We start from the raw sequence: 16,527 nt of genomic DNA, 5'->3' as shown, positions 1-16,527 counted from the left end.
CTGCCGTCACATCTAGGGGCAGAACCCTCTGACCCATCCCGAAAGGACAATCCGATGGCTTTCGAACTCCCCGATCTTCCGTATGCCCATGACGCACTTGCCGATCTTGGCATGTCGCGCGAGACTCTGGAATACCACCACGACCTGCACCACAAGGCCTATGTCGACAACGGCAACAACCTGGTCAAAGGCTCTGAATGGGAAGGCAAATCGGTCGAAGAGATCGTCAAGGGCACCTACCAGTCCGGCGCGGTGGCCCAGAACGGCATCTTCAACAACGCCTCGCAGCACTGGAACCACACCCAGTTCTGGGAAATGATGGGGCCGGGCGGCAAAACGATGCCGGGCAATCTGGAAAAAGCGCTGACCGAGGCCTTTGGTTCGGTTGCCGAATTCAAGACCCAATTCGCCGCCGCCGGTGCCGGACAATTCGGATCGGGCTGGTGCTGGCTGGTCAAGGACAAGGACGGCAGCCTGAAGGTCACCAAGACCGAGAACGGCGTCAACCCGTTGTGCTTTGGCCAGACCGCGTTGCTCGGCTGCGATGTCTGGGAGCATTCCTATTACATCGATTTCCGCAACAAGCGTCCGGCCTATCTGTCGAACTTCCTCGACAAGCTGGTCGATTGGGAAAACGTCGCCGGTCGCCTTTGACGGCTGATCATGTCTGACCTGTCAAAGGGTCAGACCAGCGCATCTGACCGCCCCGGTTCGGCCTCCGCCGCGCCGGGGCGATTTGTATGGGCCACCGCCGCCGCGGCAATCGCCTGCGCCTCCTGGCCCATGGCGTAAAGCTGACCCATCGGGGATTGGCGAAAGCTGCAAAAGAACAACCCATCGCGGCCGCTGGCGGCGCCGCTGTTCAGCGGTGCGCCCTCGGGCGACAGCAGGTCATGGGCATCAGGCAGCATCTGGCGCAGATCGACCCGATAGCCGGTGGCCATCAGGATCGCGTCATACTCGTCGCTCTGGCCATCGCTGAACACCACTTTGCGCTCCTCGATCTTGTCGATCCCGCGCCGCAACACCAGCCGCCCGTCGCGCAGCCGCGCCAGGGTGCCGATGTCGATCAACGGCACCCGGCCATCCTCGAGGACCTGGCGCACCGGCCCCTTGTCGGCCTGTTGCAGCCCGAGTTTTTCTATATCGCCGGTAAAGGCGCGGATCACCGGCGCGGTCAGCGCATCGGCGATGGCGGGCGAGAACAGGGTTTGCAGAAAGACCAGCGAGGTGGTCGGAATGCCGAACACCTCTTGCGGGATCACATTGACCGGGCCGCGCACCGACAGCGCAGTCGGGATGCCCTTGTCGACCAGATCAATCGCGATCTCGCCGCCGGAATTGCCAAAGCCGACCACCAGCACCTGTTTGTCGATGAACGCTGCCGGGTTGCGGTACTCAGAGGAATGTATGACCTCACCGGGAAAGCTGTCCAGCCCCGGCCAACTGGCGCTGAATGGCGTGGTTGTCGGGCCAGAGGCGATGACGACGACCTTGGCGCGATGGGTCTTGCCACCCGCCTTGACGCTCCAGCCCTGGTCCTGATGCACCGAGGTCACTTCGGATTCAAACAATGGTCGGATGCCGAAATTTCTGGCGTAATCCTCAAGATAGCTCACCACCTGCGCCCGTGAGGGGTAGCGTGGATAGGTCTTTGGCATCGGGTGGCCGGGCAGGCCAGAGCGGGTGCGATGGGTGTGCAGATGCAGCCGGTCGTAATGGCTGCGCCAGGCCGATCCGACTTGATCGCTGCGCTCCAGAACGATGGGATGAAAGCCCTGCCGTTTCAGCATCGCCGCCGAGGCGAGCCCGGCGGGACCGGCGCCTACAATGATTGCATCCATGATGATCACATCTCTTTGCCGTCGCCGATCGCAGCCGTGCCAACGTAACGACCACCGGTTCTTGCGGCAAATGATTTCGGGTCGCCGGGCAGGCGGGTCAGCCCTGGTGCAGCTGCGCGTCGAGAAGCGTCATCAAGGCCGGGACGTCGTCAACGCTCTGCACCAGCGTGCTGAGCGAGGCATCAGCAAAGCCTTCGGCGATCACATGATCGATCAGGGCGCGCAGCGGCTGCCAATAATCATCGATGTTCAGCAGCACGATCGGCTTGTCATGCAGGCCGAGTTGGCGCCAGGTCAGCACCTCAAAGAATTCGTCCAGCGATCCGGCGCCACCCGGCAGCACCACCAGCGCGTCGGAATTCATGAACATCACCTTCTTGCGCTCATGCATGGTTTCGGTGATCACAAAGCGGGTCAGGTCGCGCTTGCCGACTTCCCGGCTCAGCAGATGCACCGGGATCACCCCAAAGGTGTCGCCCCCCGCGGTTTGCGCGGCGCGGGCGGTCAGCCCCATCAGCCCGACATCACCGGCACCATAGACCAACCGCCAGCCAGCCTCGGCGATCCTGCCGCCCAGATCCTCGGCGGCGCGGGCATAGGTGGGGCGGGTGCCGCTGCGCGACCCGCAGAACACGCAGATGGAGAGCTTTGTCATTATGGATTTTCCCTCTGGCTTGGTATCGGTAACGGGCCGGAGCTGGCCCGTGGCTGGGGGATGGAACATGCTTTTGACCCCTGTTAGCCTTGTTGATATACCGGCTCAACCGCGGGACGAGGATTGTGTCGCAGGCAGGGGATAAAAGATGAGCAAACTGGCAGCCATTGGCGGATGGCCTGTAGCGGCTGCCGCCGTTGTCGTCGTGGCGGGCGCGGTTGGCGTCCTTGTTGCCTATCCCGAATTGACCGGGCGTAATGTGGAGGACCCCGCGCCGCTGCTGGCCGCAACGCCGCCCGAGGCGGATGCGCCCGCTGCCGATCCCAAACCGGGTCCGACACCTGAAACACCCCCGGTTGCCAATGCCGATGGCGCGCCGGATCCGGTTGCGACCCCCGCCGAGACGCCGGCCCCCCCCGTCGCCGAGGCCGCGGCAGACCCGAGCCCCGCGCCCGATGCCGCGCCCGCGCCGGAACCGGCGTCGCTGCCCGGCCCGCCGACCTTTGACGTGGTCCGGGTCGAGGCCGATGGTTCGGCCCTGATTGCCGGGCAGGGGGCGCCGGGCTGGCGGATCGCGGTGCAGCTGGATGGCAACGAACTGGCGCGCGAAATGACCGGGGGCGATGGCAAATTCGCCACCTTCCTGTCGCTGCCGCTGGCTGATGTGCCGCAGGTTCTGACCCTGGCGATGTTTGGTCCCGGTGGTGAAGGGCCGGTGGCCTCGACCGACCGGGTGATCCTGGCGCCGCGCAGCCCGGTCGAAACCGCTGCCGCCGCAGCGACCAAGGACACGGCCCCGGCCAGTGCGACACCGCCAAAAACCGCCGCCGCTGCGGTCGATGCTCTGCCCACGCCCGCCGAACCCGGCAACATCCCGGCGATGCCCGGCGCCGACCCGGTCGAGGTCGCCGCCGCGCCGGACCGCCCGGCGGATGCCGATGCCACCGCCGCCGCCGACACCGGCAGCGCGCCGCGCCCCGGCGCCGGCGAGGCCCCTGTCGAACCCGCCGCCGTGGCCGCCGCACCCGACAGCGCCCCGGTCAGCCCGGCCGCAGACAGCCTGGCCCCCGACGGCGCCGCGCCTGCGACCCCGACCAAGCCGGTTGAGGCCGCCGATCAGCCCAGCACACCCGCCCCGGCACTGCCGCCGACGGTGATTCTGGCTGGCGAGGACAAGACCCGCATCCTGCAAGCCGGCGATGTCCCGCCCGAGGTGATGGACGAGGTCTCGCTCGATACGATCTCCTATTCCGATCAGGGCGATGTCGAGCTCAGCGGACGTGGCAGCCCGGACCGGGTGGTGCGCATCTATCTCAACAACACCCAGGTGATCGACAGCCGCATCGGCAAGGACGGCAGCTGGCGCACCGATCTGCCGGATGTCGACAAGGGCGTCTATGCGCTGCGGGTCGATGAGATCGACGAGGATGGCACGGTCCGCTCGCGCGCCGAAACCCCGTTCGAGCGCGAGGATGAGACCGCCGTGCGTGACGCGCTGAAGGCGCAGATGAAGAACGGGGTGATGCAGGTGACGGTGCAGCCCGGCTTTACCCTATGGGCGATTGCCCGGGAGAACTTTGGCGACGGGGTGCAATATCTCAAGGTCTACGAGGCCAATCGCGACCGCATCCGCGACCCCGATCTGATCTATCCCGGTCAGATCTTCAAAGTGCCCTAAGGCAGGTTCAAGGGGCGCAGGCAGCAGGCCCGCACCTCGGGATCGTCGGCACAGCAATCGCTGAGCAGATAATTGATCAGCGCCCCGATCCGGGCCCGGTCCAGGCTATAGATCACCCGGCGGCCATCCGGCCGGGCAGTGACCAGACCGGCCTGTTCCAGATGGCGCAGATGAAAGGACAGGCCAGAGGCCGAAACGCTGACGGCACGGGAAATCTCGCCTGCCGCCAAGCCGCAGTCACCGCCGCGCACCAGCAAGCGCACGATCTCCAGCCTGGTGTCATGGGCCAGGGCCGACAGGGCGGCGAGGGCTGGACTCCGGTCCATTGTTTAACTACTCATGAAATATTGAACAATATCCCCTGATACCGCGGATCGCCCGATCCGGCAAGTCCGGGGCGAAAGAGGGGCCGCGCATGCGCCGAGGCAGGACCACCATCACCACCACCGAGATGCCGGATAACGGCCGCGCCATCGTTGCCCGGGTCTGGCCCTATCTCTGGCCGGCGGATGAGCCTTGGGTCAAACGCCGGGTGGTCTGGTCGCTGGTGGCGCTGCTGGCGGCGAAACTGGTGGCGGTGGTGACACCGTTCTTCTTCAAGGCGGCGGTCGATGCGCTGGCCGGTACCGGCGACAATGCCGACAAGGTGCTGGTGCTGGGCGCCGTCGGGCTGACCGTGGCCTATGGCGTGGCGCGGGCGCTGAATGTCGGGTTTCAGCAATTGCGCGACGTGATCTTTGCCCGGGTCGGGCAGCGCGCCCTGCGCAAGCTGGCGCTTGAGACCTTCGCGCATATTCACCGGCTTTCAATGCGCTATCACATCACCCGGCGCACCGGCGGCCTCAGCCGGATCATCGAACGCGGGGTCAAGGGCGTCGATTTCCTGCTGCGCTTCATGCTGCTGTCGATGGGGCCGTTGATCCTGGAACTGGCGCTGGTGGCGGTGATCCTCTGGCTGGTGTTCGACATCCGCTATCTGATGGTGGTGGTGGTGACGGTGGCCGCCTATGTCGCCTTTACCTTCAAGGTCACCGAATGGCGGGTAAAACTGCGCAAAGAGATGAACGACCAGGACACCGACGCCAATCAAAAGGCGATCGACAGTCTGCTGAACTTTGAAACCGTTAAATATTTTGGCGCCGAATCCCGCGAGGCGGCGCGCTATGACGTGGCGATGGCGGCGTATGAAAATGCGGCGCTGAAGACCGCCTATTCGCTGGCCTTCCTCAACGCCGGGCAATCGGTGCTGATCACCGCCGGGCTGGTCGGGGTGATGGTGATGGCGGCGATGGGGGTGCAATCCGGGGCGCTGACGGTCGGCGATTTCGTCATGGTCAACGCCTATATGATCCAGATCACCATGCCGCTGAACTTTCTCGGCACGGTCTACCGTGAAATCCGCCAGGCGCTGGTCGATATGGCCGAGATGTTCACCCTGCTGGATCAACCGCCTGAGGTCACCGACAAGCCGGGGGCCCCGGCGCTCAAGGTCAGCGGCGGCGAGGTGGTTCTGGACGATGTCTATTTCGATTACGAATCCGCCAGGGCGATCCTGAAAGGGGTCTCGATCCGCATTGGCGCCGGGCAGAAGGTGGCGATTGTCGGCGCCTCGGGCTCGGGGAAATCGACCATCGGCCGGCTGTTGTTCCGGTTCTATGATGTGACCGGCGGCGCCCTCCGGATCGACGGTCAGGATCTGCGCGATGTCACCCAGACCAGCCTGCATGATGCGATTGGCGTGGTGCCGCAGGACACGGTGCTGTTCAACGACACCATCCGCTACAACATCGCCTATGGCCGAGCCGACGCCACCCAGGCCGAGATCGAGGCGGCGGCCAAGGCCGCCCAGATCCACGATTTCATCCTGACATTGCCGGAAGGTTATGAGTCCAAGGTCGGCGAGCGCGGGCTGAAACTGTCGGGCGGCGAAAAGCAACGGGTCGGCATCGCCCGCACCCTGCTGAAAAACCCGCCGATCCTGCTGCTGGACGAGGCGACCTCGGCGCTCGACACCGAGACCGAGCGCGACATCCAGTCAGCCCTGGCCCGGGCCGGGCAGGGACGCACGGTGCTGATGATCGCCCACCGTCTTTCCACCATTGCCGATGCCGACCGGATCGTGGTGCTGGAAAACGGCCAGATCGTCGAAGAGGGCACCCATACCGATCTGATTTCCCGCAACGGCCGCTACGCCCAGCTGTGGTCACGCCAACAGGCCGAAGAGGCCGCATAAGGCCCCTGTATAAGGCCCCTGTCTTCAGCTTTCTGCAAATACTCCCGCCGGAGGCATCGGGGGCATCGCACCCATTTGAAACACAATCTTTTCTGACTGCGGCGTTCTGGGCATTGATGCTGTTTTGTGTCCCAGATGAGGCTTACAAGAGCCAGGATTGCCGATCTGGTGCGGGCAGATCGAGACCCGACAGGGCACAGAGGCCGCTTTCAAAGAAGACGGTTGCAATTTGGTCGGACCTGAAAGGGCTGTGGTTGTTGACTGAGCGATATTTACATTCCCGTTGGGGGTGGGAGATACTTGCGAAAAGCCTTATGCCTGCCGACGCCGAACCGGGGGATGCTCGCTGTGGTGGGGCTCTGACACTCAGTTATTCAGCGGAGTCATCATGACCACCCACCAACCCACAGATCATCGCCGCGTCGGGATGCTCACCCCCTCTTCCAACACGGTGCTCGAACCCTATAGCGCCGCCATGTTCGCGCCTTTCGGTGAGGCCGGCAGCGTGCATTTCAGCCGTTTCCGGGTCGTCGAGATCTCGCTGTCAGGCGCGTCGCAGAGCCAGTTCGAGATTGCGCCGATCCTTGAGGCCGCCGGGCTATTGGCCGAGGCCCGCCCGCATTGCATCGCTTGGAACGGCACCTCGGCGAGTTGGCTTGGCCTCGACCGAGACCGCGCCCTGTGCCGGGCAATCACCGAGGCGACCGGCATTCCCGCAACGTCGACGATGCTGGCCTTCGACAACTATTTCCGTCTCTCCAAGGTGCGACGGATCGGCCTCGTCACGCCCTACCTGTCCGAGATCCAGGACCGCATTATCGAGAATTACAATGCGGCCGGGATCGAAGTGGTTGCGGATCAGCGGCTGGAGGATCGTGGCAACTTCTCTTTCGGCAGCTACGCGCCCGACCAGGTCGCCGACATGGTGCGCCGCGTCGCCCGCGCTGAGCCAGATGCCATCGCGATCACCTGCACAAATTTCCGTGGCGCAGAGGTCGCCGCGGCGCTGGAGGCCGAGGTCGGCATTCCGGTGATCGACAGCATCGCGATCACCGCAGCCCAGACAATGCGCCTTGTCGGCCTCGATCCCAACCGGGTGACTGGCTGGGGCAGCGTATTCCCAGCCTATGCCGGTTTCGATCCGGCTGCCCTGCACGCCCGGTAGGGCCGGCCAGTTACTTCTCCTCGAAGCGGATCTCCTGCGCGCCGTCCCACAGAGCTCGGCGACCGATCTCTGGCAGTTTGTCGAGATTGGAGGTCAGGGTGATGAAATGGTTGCCCGCCAGTTGGCCCATGCGGCTGGCGAAATGCACCCCGCCATAGGCGAGCAGGATCTCGGTCTCGCTGATTCCGCCGGGATAGAGGATGATCTGCCCGGGTGCCGGATAGCTGGTATGGTTCTCGTAGGCGACGCCGAAATCCTTGTCGCCCAGCGGGATCCAGACAGCCTCGCCGCTCCAGCGGACATGGACGATTTTTCCGGTGAAGGGCAATTGGGCACGAAAGGCGGCGACGGTCTGCGGGGCGGCAGCCTCTTCAAACCTTGCCTCGAAGGCAATGTTGGCAATGGTGACTTCAAGCTTTTTCATCGGTGTCTCCAGTTCGGGTGGTTAAACGGTTGCGGCAGGGCCGGCGCGATCTACCAGATCGACCAGCGTGGAAAAGGCAGTGATCGCCGCCGCCGCGTCCTCGGCGGTGATTTCTTCTTCTGGCGCGTGCGAGATGCCGCCGCGGCAGCGGGCGAAAAGCATCACCGAGGGAACGAGCGGCGCCAGCATGGCGGCATCGTGCCCGGCGGCGCTGATCAACACCGGTGCGGCGGCCCCCCTAGGGCCCAGAGCCTGCTGGGCCAGCCGGACCAACCCGGGCGCGAAGGCGGCCGACGGGGCATGATAGAAGGTCTCGACGGTGAAGCTCAGGCCGCGGCGGGTCGCAATGGCCTGGCCGGTGGTGGTCAACTCGGCCAACGCGGCCTCCAGCGCCGCGTTCTCGGGCGCGCGGATATCAAGGAGCGCCTCGGCATGGCCGGCGATGACATTGGCGGCGCCGGGCTTGGCCGTAACGTTGCCGACGGTGGCGATGCAAGCGCCACGCCGCGCCAGCGCCTCGACGGCGAGAACGACCTCTGCCATCCCGGTCAGCGCATCGCGGCGTTCGGACATTGCGACCGTTCCCGCGTGACCCAACGCCCCGGTGAGGCGCAACCGGGCCCGCTTTACCGCGCTGATCCGGGTGACTGCGGCCACCGGGAGACCTGCCTGTTCAAGCCTGGTGCCCTGCTCGATATGCAATTCCAGATAGGCAAGCAGCGTTGCCGGGTCGCGCCGCGCCGCGCCCAGGCGGTCGGGCGCGAGCCCGTAGGCGCGCAGGGCGCAGGCCAGCGACATGCCGCTGGCGTCGGTCTTGTCCAGCCATTCTGTCGGCAGTGTTCCGGTAAAGGCCCGGCTGCCGATCATCGCGACGCCGAACCGGGCGCCCTCTTCGTCGCCGAAGACGATCACCTCAACCGGGTGTTGTGGGCGATAGCCCGTGGCCTGCATCCGCTCGACGCAAGCGATCGCGGCCAGAACGCCCAGCATGCCATCATAGCGCCCGGCACCAACAACAGTGTCGATATGGCTGCCCAGCAGCAACACCGGCTTGTCCGGCTGCTGGCCCTCGTAACGACCGATCAGGTTGCCGGCGGCGTCGCTGTGCGGCTCCATGCCGGCGCCACGCATCCAGGCGGCCACCTGGTCGAGGGCGGCCCGGTAAGGTTCGGTCAGGAAGCGCCGCGTCAGGTGCTCCGGCGTCTCGCTGAACCTTGCCAGCTGGTCGCACCGCCGCATCAGCTGGCGGCCGGCCTCGCGTTCGGTTTCATCCATTCAATTCTCCTCGCGGGCCGGCGAAGCTGCCGGATCTATCACCTTGGCGATCCACTCGCCAAGCGCCAGCAATGCCCCGTCGGACTGGCGTGCGCCGACGATCTGTATCCCGATGGGCATCCCGCTGGTCGGATCTCGTCCGGCGGGAATGGCGAGGGTTGGCGCATGGAGCGCGGTCCACATCCCGCAGAAGATCGGGTCGCCTGTCCCCTTGGCCAGCAGCGGTGCAACCCCGGGCGCAGCCAGCGTGATCAGCGCGTCGGGACCATCGCGAAACAGCGCGTCAAAGGCGGGACGGCAGGCCGCCACGAGGTCGAGCGCCGGCAGCAATTCGTTGGCGGAGAGGGCAGATGCCTGTTCGACCCGCTGGCGGAAGTCCGGGGCCAGACGCGTCCCCTGCGTCACGTATTCTGTCTGCAGCGCTCGCCCGCCCTCGGCCTGGCTGATGATGTCGAGCGCCTCGGCCAGCCCGTCGAACGGCGCGGGTAGGGTGATCTCGACCAGCTCCGCCCCGGCCGCGCTGAGGCGATCCGCAACCCGGTCGAGCACAGCCCGTCCGGCCAGCTCGGCGCGGTGCCAATAGGGCGTGCGACACAGCCCCAGTCGCAAGCCCTTCAGCCCGACCGAAGGGGCGGTGGCGGCTGGCAGGGCGAGGCCGAGGCCACCAGCGACGAGCGCCAGGTCAGCCGCGGAGCGCGTAAACCAGCCCAGCGTGTCGACGCTGGGCGCGACGGGTTTGACGCCTTCGAGGCTGATTGCGCCATGGCTGGGCTTGAAGCCGTAGATGCCGCAGAACACCGCCGGGCGGATGACCGAGCCCGCCGTCTGGGTGCCGAAGGCCAGCGGCACCATGAAATCAGCAACCGCCGCCGCCGATCCCGACGAGGACGCCCCTGGCGTCCGCAGGGGATCATGCGGGTTGCGGGTCCGGGCGCGGCGCCCGCCCGAGGCAAACTCGACCGTGTCCGTCTTTCCCAATATCACCGCGTCCTGTGCGCGCAGAAGTCCGACGAAGGCCGCGTCGCGCGTCGCCGCGTCGTGTGAACTGGCCGGCGAATTGCAACTGGTCGGCATGCCGCGGACGTCGATGATGTCCTTGATCCCCACCGGGATGCCCGGCAGCAGGCGCTGGCCCGCCGCCTTGTCCGGCGCGGCCAGAGACCGTTGTGCCGCCTCGGCGTCAAGATGGAGCCATGCCTGGGTCGAGTCTTCCTTCTGCCTGATCCGGTCGAGACAATCGGTCAGCAGTTCCTGTGGCGACAGAAGGCCCCGGCGCATTCGTTCGAGGGCCTGCGAGACGGTCAGCTGGTTGGCGGTCATGATGCGTGCTCCGTGTCCGGGCGAGCACGGCAGTGAGGCCGGCAACCCGCGTCGGTTTGGCCGTCAACGAGCTGAAACTGCGTTTTTGCTGTTTCGTGGCTAGTTGCTTTCACTGTGTGAACAATTGTGCATATTCGTGACCGACGAAGCTTCAAAGCAGACCCTCCGATATGTGCCCCACGATTGACGAAGACGCGATTTACGAGATCCTGACCAACACGCTGCTGTCGGCGCGGCTCGCGCCTGGTACGCAACTGGGAGAACTGAAACTCGTCGCGGTTTTCGGCGTCACGCGGGAACGAATTCGCAAGATTCTGCACAAGCTTGGCCACAAGCGGCTGATCGACCTCATCCCCAATCGCGGGGCTTTCGTCGTCAATGCCGGGCTGGACGAAACCAGACAGCTTTACGAGGCCCGCCGCGTCGTCGAGACCGGAATCGTTCTGTCGGTCGTCGAAACCGCGAGCAACACGGATCTCGCCAGGCTCAAGGCCCATGTCGAGATCGAAGATGCGGCTTTGGGGCGCGACTTGGCGACCTCGAATCGACTGTCCGGCGGGTTCCATTTGGAACTCGCCAAGCTGACTGCGAACGATTTCATCATCCGCCAGATGCAGGAATTGCTGATCCGCACCATCATGCTGGACAGCTATTTCGATGCCACGCTGCAACACCACACCAGCATCAGCGAGCATCGCGGGATCTGCGATGCGATCGAAGAGCGCGACGGGCCGGCCGCAGCTGATGCGATGGCCGCGCATCTGCTGAAGGTCGAACGACGGTTCAAGCCGACGGCGACGACCCCGGTGAAGAGCGATCTCGAAGCCGTGCTGCGCGATGAGGTTCGCAAGTGGCGCGACGGGGCCGAGATGACGCGCCTGTAACGTGCTCATCGCGGCCCGGGCCGGAACAACCCGGCGAGTGCGTGTGAACGCTGAGTGACGTCACGCGGCGGCAGCCTTGCATAGCTGCCGGTCTCAGGCTTGCGCGGGGCCAGATCGACCAGACCTTCGAGCAGCACGACAGCCGCGGCGATGCCCTCGACCACGGGAACCGGCAGCGCTTCCTGCACCGCCTGCTGCATGCCTGCCATCGCCGCGCCGGCCAGGACGATGCTCTCGGCGCCTTCTGCGATTTGTGTCTGCGCCGCAGCGACGATCCGGTCACAGGTGGCTTCGGGCGAGAGGTATTCTTCGGGCGTTAGGTCGAGCGTCGCGATCCCGGTCACCCGGTCGCTCAATCCGCTCTGGATGATGACGTCGCGATAGATGTTGCGGGCGCGCAGGCCTGGCCCGACAAAGCCGATCGGCCCGCCCAGCAGCGCGGCGACATGCAGCGCCGCCTCGGTCATGCCGACGACCGGCACCCGCGCGGCCTCGCGCAGCGGCGCAAGCGCGGTATCGAAGGACACCGCGACCAAGACACCTTCGGCGCCGTCGCCATGTTTGGCAAGCAGTTCCAGCAGCGGTCCCTCGGCGAGGGCGTTCTCGGTCCTGGTGGTGATCACCGCGGAGCCCTCGGATGCGGTCAGCGGCACGATCTCGGTGCCTGTCCGCGCCACCCTTCGGGCTGTGACGGCGCATAGATCGGTCATCGCGGTGGTGGTGTTTCCGTTCAGTAGAAGAAGGCGCATGTCATCCCGTCGCCCCCGCGTGAGCGGGGGCGCCTTTCCTGTCATTCTGTTTCGCGTGATTAGACCCGCGAGGACGGCGTGTAGAACGGCACCCGGGTCTCTTCGTTGGTATAATTGTCGTAAAAGCTCTTTACGTGCGGCAGCACCTGATGGCCCAGCGCGCGCCGCGCCAGGTCTTCTGCCGTGCGCGGCTTGGCCAGCGTCTCGGCAATCTCTTCCAGCACCGCGTCGCGGTCGACCCGGGTAAAGCGGCCGTCCTCGTAGATCGCCTCGCCGTCGCAGAACACGGCTGTGACATCCTGGGTCTTGGCCCGCTGGATTACCACGTCAAGCGGCGGGATGTCGTCGTCCTGGTAGGGATAGGTCGCCTTGTTCCAGTCGATCACCACGGCATCGAAATGTCGCCCGGCTTCAAGCTTGCCGATGGTGGCGCCGAAAGCGGTGGTCAGGGCGCCGTGCTCGGTCGCCATGCGCAGCACCTGCGGGCAGGTCGGGACATCGTCCTCCATACCAGGCGTGCGGTGGGCCCGCAGCACCAGCCGCATCTCCTGCAGCATATCGCGGTCGTCGTTGATTCCGGCCTCATCCAGCCCCATCGCCACCGTCAGCCCCTTTTGGGCAAAGCTGTTCAGCGGCGCCACGCCGCTACGCAGGCGGAAATTGGACGAGCAGTTGTGGCAGACGCAGGTGCCGGTATGGGCGGCGATCTCGAGATCCTCTTCGGTCACCCAGACACTGTGCCCCATGGTCATGTTCGGCCCCAGCACCCCGAGGTCGTGAAGATGCCGCACCGCCGTCTTGCCGGTGCGCCGACGCGCATATTCTTTCTGGTAGGCGGTTTCGAGCACATGCATGTGCATTGGGACATTCGCCGAGCGGGACTTCTCCGCCAGTGCCACCAGGCTGTCATCCGAACACCAGTGAAGGTTGGCCGGGGCCAGCTGGATCGCCACACGCCCTTCGTCGGCATTGTCGGCGGTCAGGCGGTCGAAAAGCTTGAAATTGTCCTCGAGATCCAAGGTCTGGGCCTTGAGGAAAACGGCCAGCTGTTCGCCCAGGTCTTTTGGCAGACGGGCACAGAACGCCTCGTCAGCCTCGTAGACCAGCCGGTTCTGTTCACGCATGGCGAAGCTGTAGGAGGCCCGCATACCGATATCGCGATAGGCGCTGCACACCTGGCGCGCGCCGGACTCGATCACCTCGTAGCCACCGCGCATCCAGCCGTGGATGTGCTGAACCGTGGTGATACCGGAAGAAATCATTTCAAAGGCGGAGTACAGCGTGTCGAGATACAGGTCGATCGACCGTGCCGGGATGCGGCTGGCGAACCACATTTCGAGAGGGAAATCCGGCGAGCCGAGTTGGAGCGGTGTCAGGCCGACATGGTGGTGGCTGTTGACGAAGCCAGGCAGCACCATGTGATGCGGGTAGCGGCGAACCTCGGCTTCGGGTGCCTGCGCCTGGAGCGCGGCGGCCGAGCCGAAGCCAACGATGATCCCGTCACGCTGCAGCACCGCCGCATCCTCAAGAATTTCGACGCTGTCGCGATCGACAACGCCGCAGACAATCCATTTCGCCTCGATAATCAGTTCAGACATTCTTTCCGTCCTTCTTGCGGGGCAGTGTCGCCCCGGATGGTGCGCCTCATTTCAAAATGAGGTCGTTGGCTGCGGGCGCGTTCGATTTCGCGCGCCGCGATGACATCGTAGATGACGCCCGGTGCCGCCTCTGCTTCCAGAACCCTGGCAACCGAACCGTCGGGCCGGACCAGCGCAGTCGGTGCGTTGTGGTGAAAGCTGTTCGCATTGGGCATCGTTTCGTTTCCGGTCCGGCCTGCGGTCAAAGCGTAGAGGCCGTTCTCTCGCGCATGGGTCCGCAGCTCGGTCAGAAAGAAATCCTCGGGTTCGTCTGCCGGGCCAGAGACCGGGCAGGCAATCATGTCCGCCCCAGCGGCGCGCGCGGCGCGCCAAACCTCGGGGAAGCGACGGTCGAAACAGATGAAGACTGCGATCGAAAACCCGGCAATCTCTACACAGCGCACAATGGGCGGGCCGGGCGAGAAGTGGTCGCTTTCCCCATAGCGGGCGGTGCCGCGGGGGGGCAGGTGAATCTTCTGGGCCACCAACTCCGGCGGCCGCGCAGGCGAAACGAAGGCAACGGCGTTGCGTGGTTTCCCGTCCGGCCTTTCCTGAACAAAGGGCACCAGCAGCGAAACGCCTAGCCGCGTCGCCTGCCGCGCTGCCCAGCCGACAGTCGGCCCGTCGAGCGGCTCGGCAGCATGGAGCCAATCGGCTGGCGGGCAGGCGCCGAAAAAGGGCCAGGCAAAGATTTCGGGCAACAGCACCAACTGCGCCCCGCGCGCTGCCGCCTGGTCAAGATACGGCTGTGCGATTTCGGGCATCGGCACGGCACCGAGCGGCACCGGTGGCAGGTGCAGTGCGGCGACGTTCAAACTGGACGCAGTCACCGCTACAACTCCTGCTGCTCGAAGGCGTTATCGACCTCTTCCGCCAGGAGATCGGCCAAATGATCCTGCAGGTCGCGGAAAGCCGGATCGCGCGGATTGCGTGGCCGCGGCAAGTCGATCGGCACGATTTCCTTCACTTTTCCGGGCCGGGCGGTGAAGACGACCACCCGGTCAGCCAAAGCGATCGCCTCTTCGATGGAATGGGTCACCAGAACCACCGAGGCGCCACTTTCGCGCCAGATCTGTTGCAGGAAACCCTGCATCTTTGACCTGGTTTGAACGTCGAGCGCGGCAAATGGCTCGTCCATCATCAGGATGCTGGGCCGCATCGCCAAGGCGCGCGCCACCGCCACCCGCTGTCGCATGCCGCCCGAGAGCTGGTCGGGTCGCTTGTCGGCGCTTGCCGCCAGGCCGACCTCTTGCAGCAATTCCTCGGCCTTCTGCCGCCGTTCGTCCTTTGAGGCGCCCTGCAAGGACAGCCCGAAAGAGACATTTTCAGCCACCGTCAGCCAGGGAAACAGAGATGCCTCCTGGAAGATCAGGATTCGGTCAGCATCGGGCTTGTCGACTGCCGTGCCGTGGGCCAAGACGCTGCCGGATGTCGGGTGTTCGAGCCCGGCGATCATGTAGAGCAGGGTAGACTTGCCGCAGCCCGAGGGGCCGAGAAGGATGATGAACTCGCCCGGGGCGACGTCGAAATTGACAAAGCGAAGCGCCTCGACCTGATCCTCATCGCGATCCGCAGGCCAGGTCTTCGAGACGTTTTTACATGCGATACTGGCGTTCATTTCGACGACCCTCCGTTGTTGGTCTGTACCCACCACAAAACCTTGTGCTGGATTTGGCGTAGGGCGTAATCGAACGTGAAACCGGCGATACCGATCACACCCATGGTGAAGAACACCAGCTTGGCGTTGAAGGTCGAACGGGCCACGGAAACGATCTGGCCCAGCCCGCTGCCGACGCCGATCGCCTCAGCGATCAGCACCACCATCCAAGCGGCGAAGAGGTTCAGTCGCAGCGTCATGAATAGCCCCGGCAGGATGGCTGGCAGCACCACGCGAGAGAATGTCTGCCAGCGCGATGCGCCCATGATCCGTGCCAGGTGCAGGTAGTTCACCGGCACGGTTTCGATCTGGTTCTGGGTCGAGAGCAGGATGGCGAAATAGACGGTGATGAAGACCAGGAAGATCGCAGGAACGTTCCCAATGCCAAACAGAAAGATCGAAACCGGCAACCAGGCGACCGGCGAGATCGGCGCCAGCAGGCTGACCAGCGGCATGAACAGTTTCCGCACCGGTTCGAAGTAGCGAACCAGCGCCCCGGAGGCGACGCCGAGCACAAAGCCGATGAATAGCCCGACCATGACGCGAAAGGTGGTCCAGGCGATCGTGGTCAGCAATGCGATCACACCACCGCCGGCGCCGATCGCGCCGATTTGGTTGGAGGTGTCAAAGAACTTCAGGGTGCCGGGTATGTCCGACAAGAATATATGCGGTGGCGGCAGCAACAGGGGATTGGCCCAGCCCAGGGCCCAGACCAGTTCCCACAGCCCAGCGAACAGGGAGAGCGAAGCAATTCCCCAGGTGAACTCCGCCTGCTTTTCGGCCCATTTCTTTTTCGTGCTCATATACTCTACTCGAAGGAAAGAGGGGCCATGCCACCCGTGGGTGGCATGGCTTGGAGACGGAGGGGCAGGAGCCCGCAGCGTCGGTTCAAGCCGACTTGAGCTTGAGCGAGTCGTAGAGCGATTGGTTTTCCGAAATCACCGCTTCCATTAGGTGTTCCGTCCCGGATGATCACATTGATCCTCGCCGATTGGCGCTTTTTATG

General features: G+C 64.6%; 16 protein-coding genes. 5 read left to right on the top strand and 11 right to left on the bottom strand.

Features of this window, described 5'->3' with window-relative positions:
* Positions 1-54: 54 nt before the first annotated feature.
* Positions 55-654, top strand: a complete 600-nt coding sequence (locus P1U48_RS11635; RefSeq protein ID WP_301069164.1) for a superoxide dismutase — start codon at positions 55-57, stop codon at positions 652-654.
* A 29-nt stretch (positions 655-683) separates the two neighbouring features.
* Here the strand turns inward: P1U48_RS11635 and P1U48_RS11630 are convergent, their stop codons facing one another.
* Both P1U48_RS11630 and P1U48_RS11625 read right to left on the bottom strand, forming a co-directional pair.
* The gene (locus P1U48_RS11630; protein WP_301069163.1) at positions 684-1,844 is read right to left on the bottom strand and encodes an NAD(P)/FAD-dependent oxidoreductase; all 1,161 of its coding nucleotides are present in this window, start codon (positions 1,842-1,844) and stop codon (positions 684-686) included.
* Between the two features lie 97 nt (positions 1,845-1,941).
* Complete coding sequence (locus tag P1U48_RS11625; protein ID WP_301069162.1) at positions 1,942-2,499, bottom strand: TIGR00730 family Rossman fold protein; 558 nt, start codon at positions 2,497-2,499, stop codon at positions 1,942-1,944.
* Between the two features lie 148 nt (positions 2,500-2,647).
* On the opposite strand from P1U48_RS11625, the gene P1U48_RS11620 reads away from it, so the two are divergent.
* Complete coding sequence (locus P1U48_RS11620; protein ID WP_301069160.1) at positions 2,648-4,177, top strand: LysM peptidoglycan-binding domain-containing protein; 1,530 nt, start codon at positions 2,648-2,650, stop codon at positions 4,175-4,177.
* On the opposite strand, the gene P1U48_RS11615 is transcribed toward P1U48_RS11620, so the two are convergent.
* Positions 4,174-4,503 carry a metalloregulator ArsR/SmtB family transcription factor gene (locus P1U48_RS11615; RefSeq protein ID WP_301069159.1) on the bottom strand — a complete coding sequence of 110 codons (330 nt, stop codon included), beginning with the start codon at positions 4,501-4,503 and terminating at the stop codon, positions 4,174-4,176. The two genes, P1U48_RS11620 and P1U48_RS11615, sit on opposite strands and share 4 nt — an antisense overlap.
* Before the next feature lie 89 nt (positions 4,504-4,592).
* Between P1U48_RS11615 and P1U48_RS11610 the strand changes: the two genes are divergently transcribed.
* Positions 4,593-6,410, top strand: a complete 1,818-nt coding sequence (locus P1U48_RS11610; RefSeq protein WP_301069158.1) for an ABC transporter ATP-binding protein/permease — start codon at positions 4,593-4,595, stop codon at positions 6,408-6,410.
* A gap of 388 nt (positions 6,411-6,798) precedes the next feature.
* Entirely contained in the window at positions 6,799-7,575 is a 777-nt protein-coding gene (locus P1U48_RS11605; protein ID WP_301069157.1) for an aspartate/glutamate racemase family protein, read from the top strand.
* A gap of 10 nt (positions 7,576-7,585) precedes the next feature.
* On the opposite strand, the gene P1U48_RS11600 is transcribed toward P1U48_RS11605, so the two are convergent.
* Genes P1U48_RS11600 through P1U48_RS11590 form a run of 3 tightly spaced genes read right to left on the bottom strand, consistent with a single transcriptional unit; the run spans position 7,586 to position 10,594 of the window.
* Positions 7,586-7,999, bottom strand: a complete 414-nt coding sequence (locus P1U48_RS11600) for a DUF3830 family protein (RefSeq protein ID WP_301069156.1) — start codon at positions 7,997-7,999, stop codon at positions 7,586-7,588.
* A 21-nt stretch (positions 8,000-8,020) separates the two neighbouring features.
* Positions 8,021-9,274, bottom strand: coding sequence for a Zn-dependent hydrolase (locus tag P1U48_RS11595; protein WP_301069155.1), 1,254 nt, complete (start codon positions 9,272-9,274; stop codon positions 8,021-8,023).
* Positions 9,275-10,594: an amidase gene (locus P1U48_RS11590; protein ID WP_301069154.1), complete on the bottom strand. Its 1,320-nt coding sequence runs from the start codon at positions 10,592-10,594 to the stop codon at positions 9,275-9,277.
* Positions 10,595-10,764: 170 nt separating this feature from the next.
* Here P1U48_RS11590 and P1U48_RS11585 point away from each other — a divergent pair, with 170 nt between their 5' ends.
* Complete coding sequence (locus P1U48_RS11585) at positions 10,765-11,478, top strand: GntR family transcriptional regulator (RefSeq protein ID WP_301069153.1); 714 nt, start codon at positions 10,765-10,767, stop codon at positions 11,476-11,478.
* Between the two features lie 5 nt (positions 11,479-11,483).
* Here P1U48_RS11585 and P1U48_RS11580 read toward each other — a convergent pair whose 3' ends face one another.
* Genes P1U48_RS11580 through P1U48_RS11560 form a run of 5 tightly spaced genes read right to left on the bottom strand, consistent with a single transcriptional unit; the run spans position 11,484 to position 16,324 of the window.
* Positions 11,484-12,227, bottom strand: a complete 744-nt coding sequence (locus tag P1U48_RS11580; protein WP_301069152.1) for an aspartate/glutamate racemase family protein — start codon at positions 12,225-12,227, stop codon at positions 11,484-11,486.
* A 59-nt stretch (positions 12,228-12,286) separates the two neighbouring features.
* Positions 12,287-13,825 carry an amidohydrolase family protein gene (locus P1U48_RS11575; protein ID WP_301069151.1) on the bottom strand — a complete coding sequence of 513 codons (1,539 nt, stop codon included), beginning with the start codon at positions 13,823-13,825 and terminating at the stop codon, positions 12,287-12,289.
* On the bottom strand, positions 13,813-14,694 hold the full coding sequence (locus P1U48_RS11570) for a carbon-nitrogen hydrolase family protein (protein ID WP_301069150.1): 882 nt from the start codon (positions 14,692-14,694) through the stop codon (positions 13,813-13,815). The genes P1U48_RS11575 and P1U48_RS11570 overlap by 13 nt, the downstream gene beginning before the upstream one ends.
* Before the next feature lie 2 nt (positions 14,695-14,696).
* Positions 14,697-15,482 (bottom strand): ABC transporter ATP-binding protein, encoded by a 786-nt coding sequence (locus tag P1U48_RS11565; RefSeq protein WP_301069148.1) that lies wholly within the window; start codon positions 15,480-15,482, stop codon positions 14,697-14,699.
* Positions 15,479-16,324: an ABC transporter permease gene (locus tag P1U48_RS11560; protein ID WP_301069146.1), complete on the bottom strand. Its 846-nt coding sequence runs from the start codon at positions 16,322-16,324 to the stop codon at positions 15,479-15,481. The genes P1U48_RS11565 and P1U48_RS11560 overlap by 4 nt, the downstream gene beginning before the upstream one ends.
* Positions 16,325-16,527 lie beyond the last annotated feature (203 nt).

It is taken from the genome of Pseudooceanicola sp. (assembly GCF_029213205.1).
Classification (GTDB): domain Bacteria; phylum Pseudomonadota; class Alphaproteobacteria; order Rhodobacterales; family Rhodobacteraceae; genus Pseudooceanicola.
The sequence above is the reverse complement of the archived record's forward strand: the minus strand, read 5'-3'. Positions and strand labels throughout refer to the sequence as shown.

Excerpts from the sequence above, each read along its gene's own strand:
- P1U48_RS11590 (WP_301069154.1), bottom strand. The coding sequence starts at position 10,594 with ATGACCGCCAACCAGCTGACCGTCTCGCAGGCCCTCGAACGAATGCGC.
- P1U48_RS11605 (WP_301069157.1), top strand. The coding sequence starts at position 6,799 with ATGACCACCCACCAACCCACAGATCATCGCCGCGTCGGGATGCTCACC.
- P1U48_RS11610 (WP_301069158.1), top strand. The coding sequence starts at position 4,593 with ATGCGCCGAGGCAGGACCACCATCACCACCACCGAGATGCCGGATAAC.
- P1U48_RS11600 (WP_301069156.1), bottom strand. The coding sequence starts at position 7,999 with ATGAAAAAGCTTGAAGTCACCATTGCCAACATTGCCTTCGAGGCAAGG.
- P1U48_RS11560 (WP_301069146.1), bottom strand. The coding sequence starts at position 16,324 with ATGAGCACGAAAAAGAAATGGGCCGAAAAGCAGGCGGAGTTCACCTGG.
- P1U48_RS11580 (WP_301069152.1), bottom strand. The coding sequence starts at position 12,227 with ATGCGCCTTCTTCTACTGAACGGAAACACCACCACCGCGATGACCGAT.
- P1U48_RS11615 (WP_301069159.1), bottom strand. The coding sequence starts at position 4,503 with ATGGACCGGAGTCCAGCCCTCGCCGCCCTGTCGGCCCTGGCCCATGAC.
- P1U48_RS11595 (WP_301069155.1), bottom strand. The coding sequence starts at position 9,274 with ATGGATGAAACCGAACGCGAGGCCGGCCGCCAGCTGATGCGGCGGTGC.
- P1U48_RS11625 (WP_301069162.1), bottom strand. The coding sequence starts at position 2,499 with ATGACAAAGCTCTCCATCTGCGTGTTCTGCGGGTCGCGCAGCGGCACC.
- P1U48_RS11635 (WP_301069164.1), top strand. The coding sequence starts at position 55 with ATGGCTTTCGAACTCCCCGATCTTCCGTATGCCCATGACGCACTTGCC.
- P1U48_RS11565 (WP_301069148.1), bottom strand. The coding sequence starts at position 15,482 with ATGAACGCCAGTATCGCATGTAAAAACGTCTCGAAGACCTGGCCTGCG.
- P1U48_RS11585 (WP_301069153.1), top strand. The coding sequence starts at position 10,765 with ATGTGCCCCACGATTGACGAAGACGCGATTTACGAGATCCTGACCAAC.
- P1U48_RS11620 (WP_301069160.1), top strand. The coding sequence starts at position 2,648 with ATGAGCAAACTGGCAGCCATTGGCGGATGGCCTGTAGCGGCTGCCGCC.
- P1U48_RS11630 (WP_301069163.1), bottom strand. The coding sequence starts at position 1,844 with ATGGATGCAATCATTGTAGGCGCCGGTCCCGCCGGGCTCGCCTCGGCG.
- P1U48_RS11575 (WP_301069151.1), bottom strand. The coding sequence starts at position 13,825 with ATGTCTGAACTGATTATCGAGGCGAAATGGATTGTCTGCGGCGTTGTC.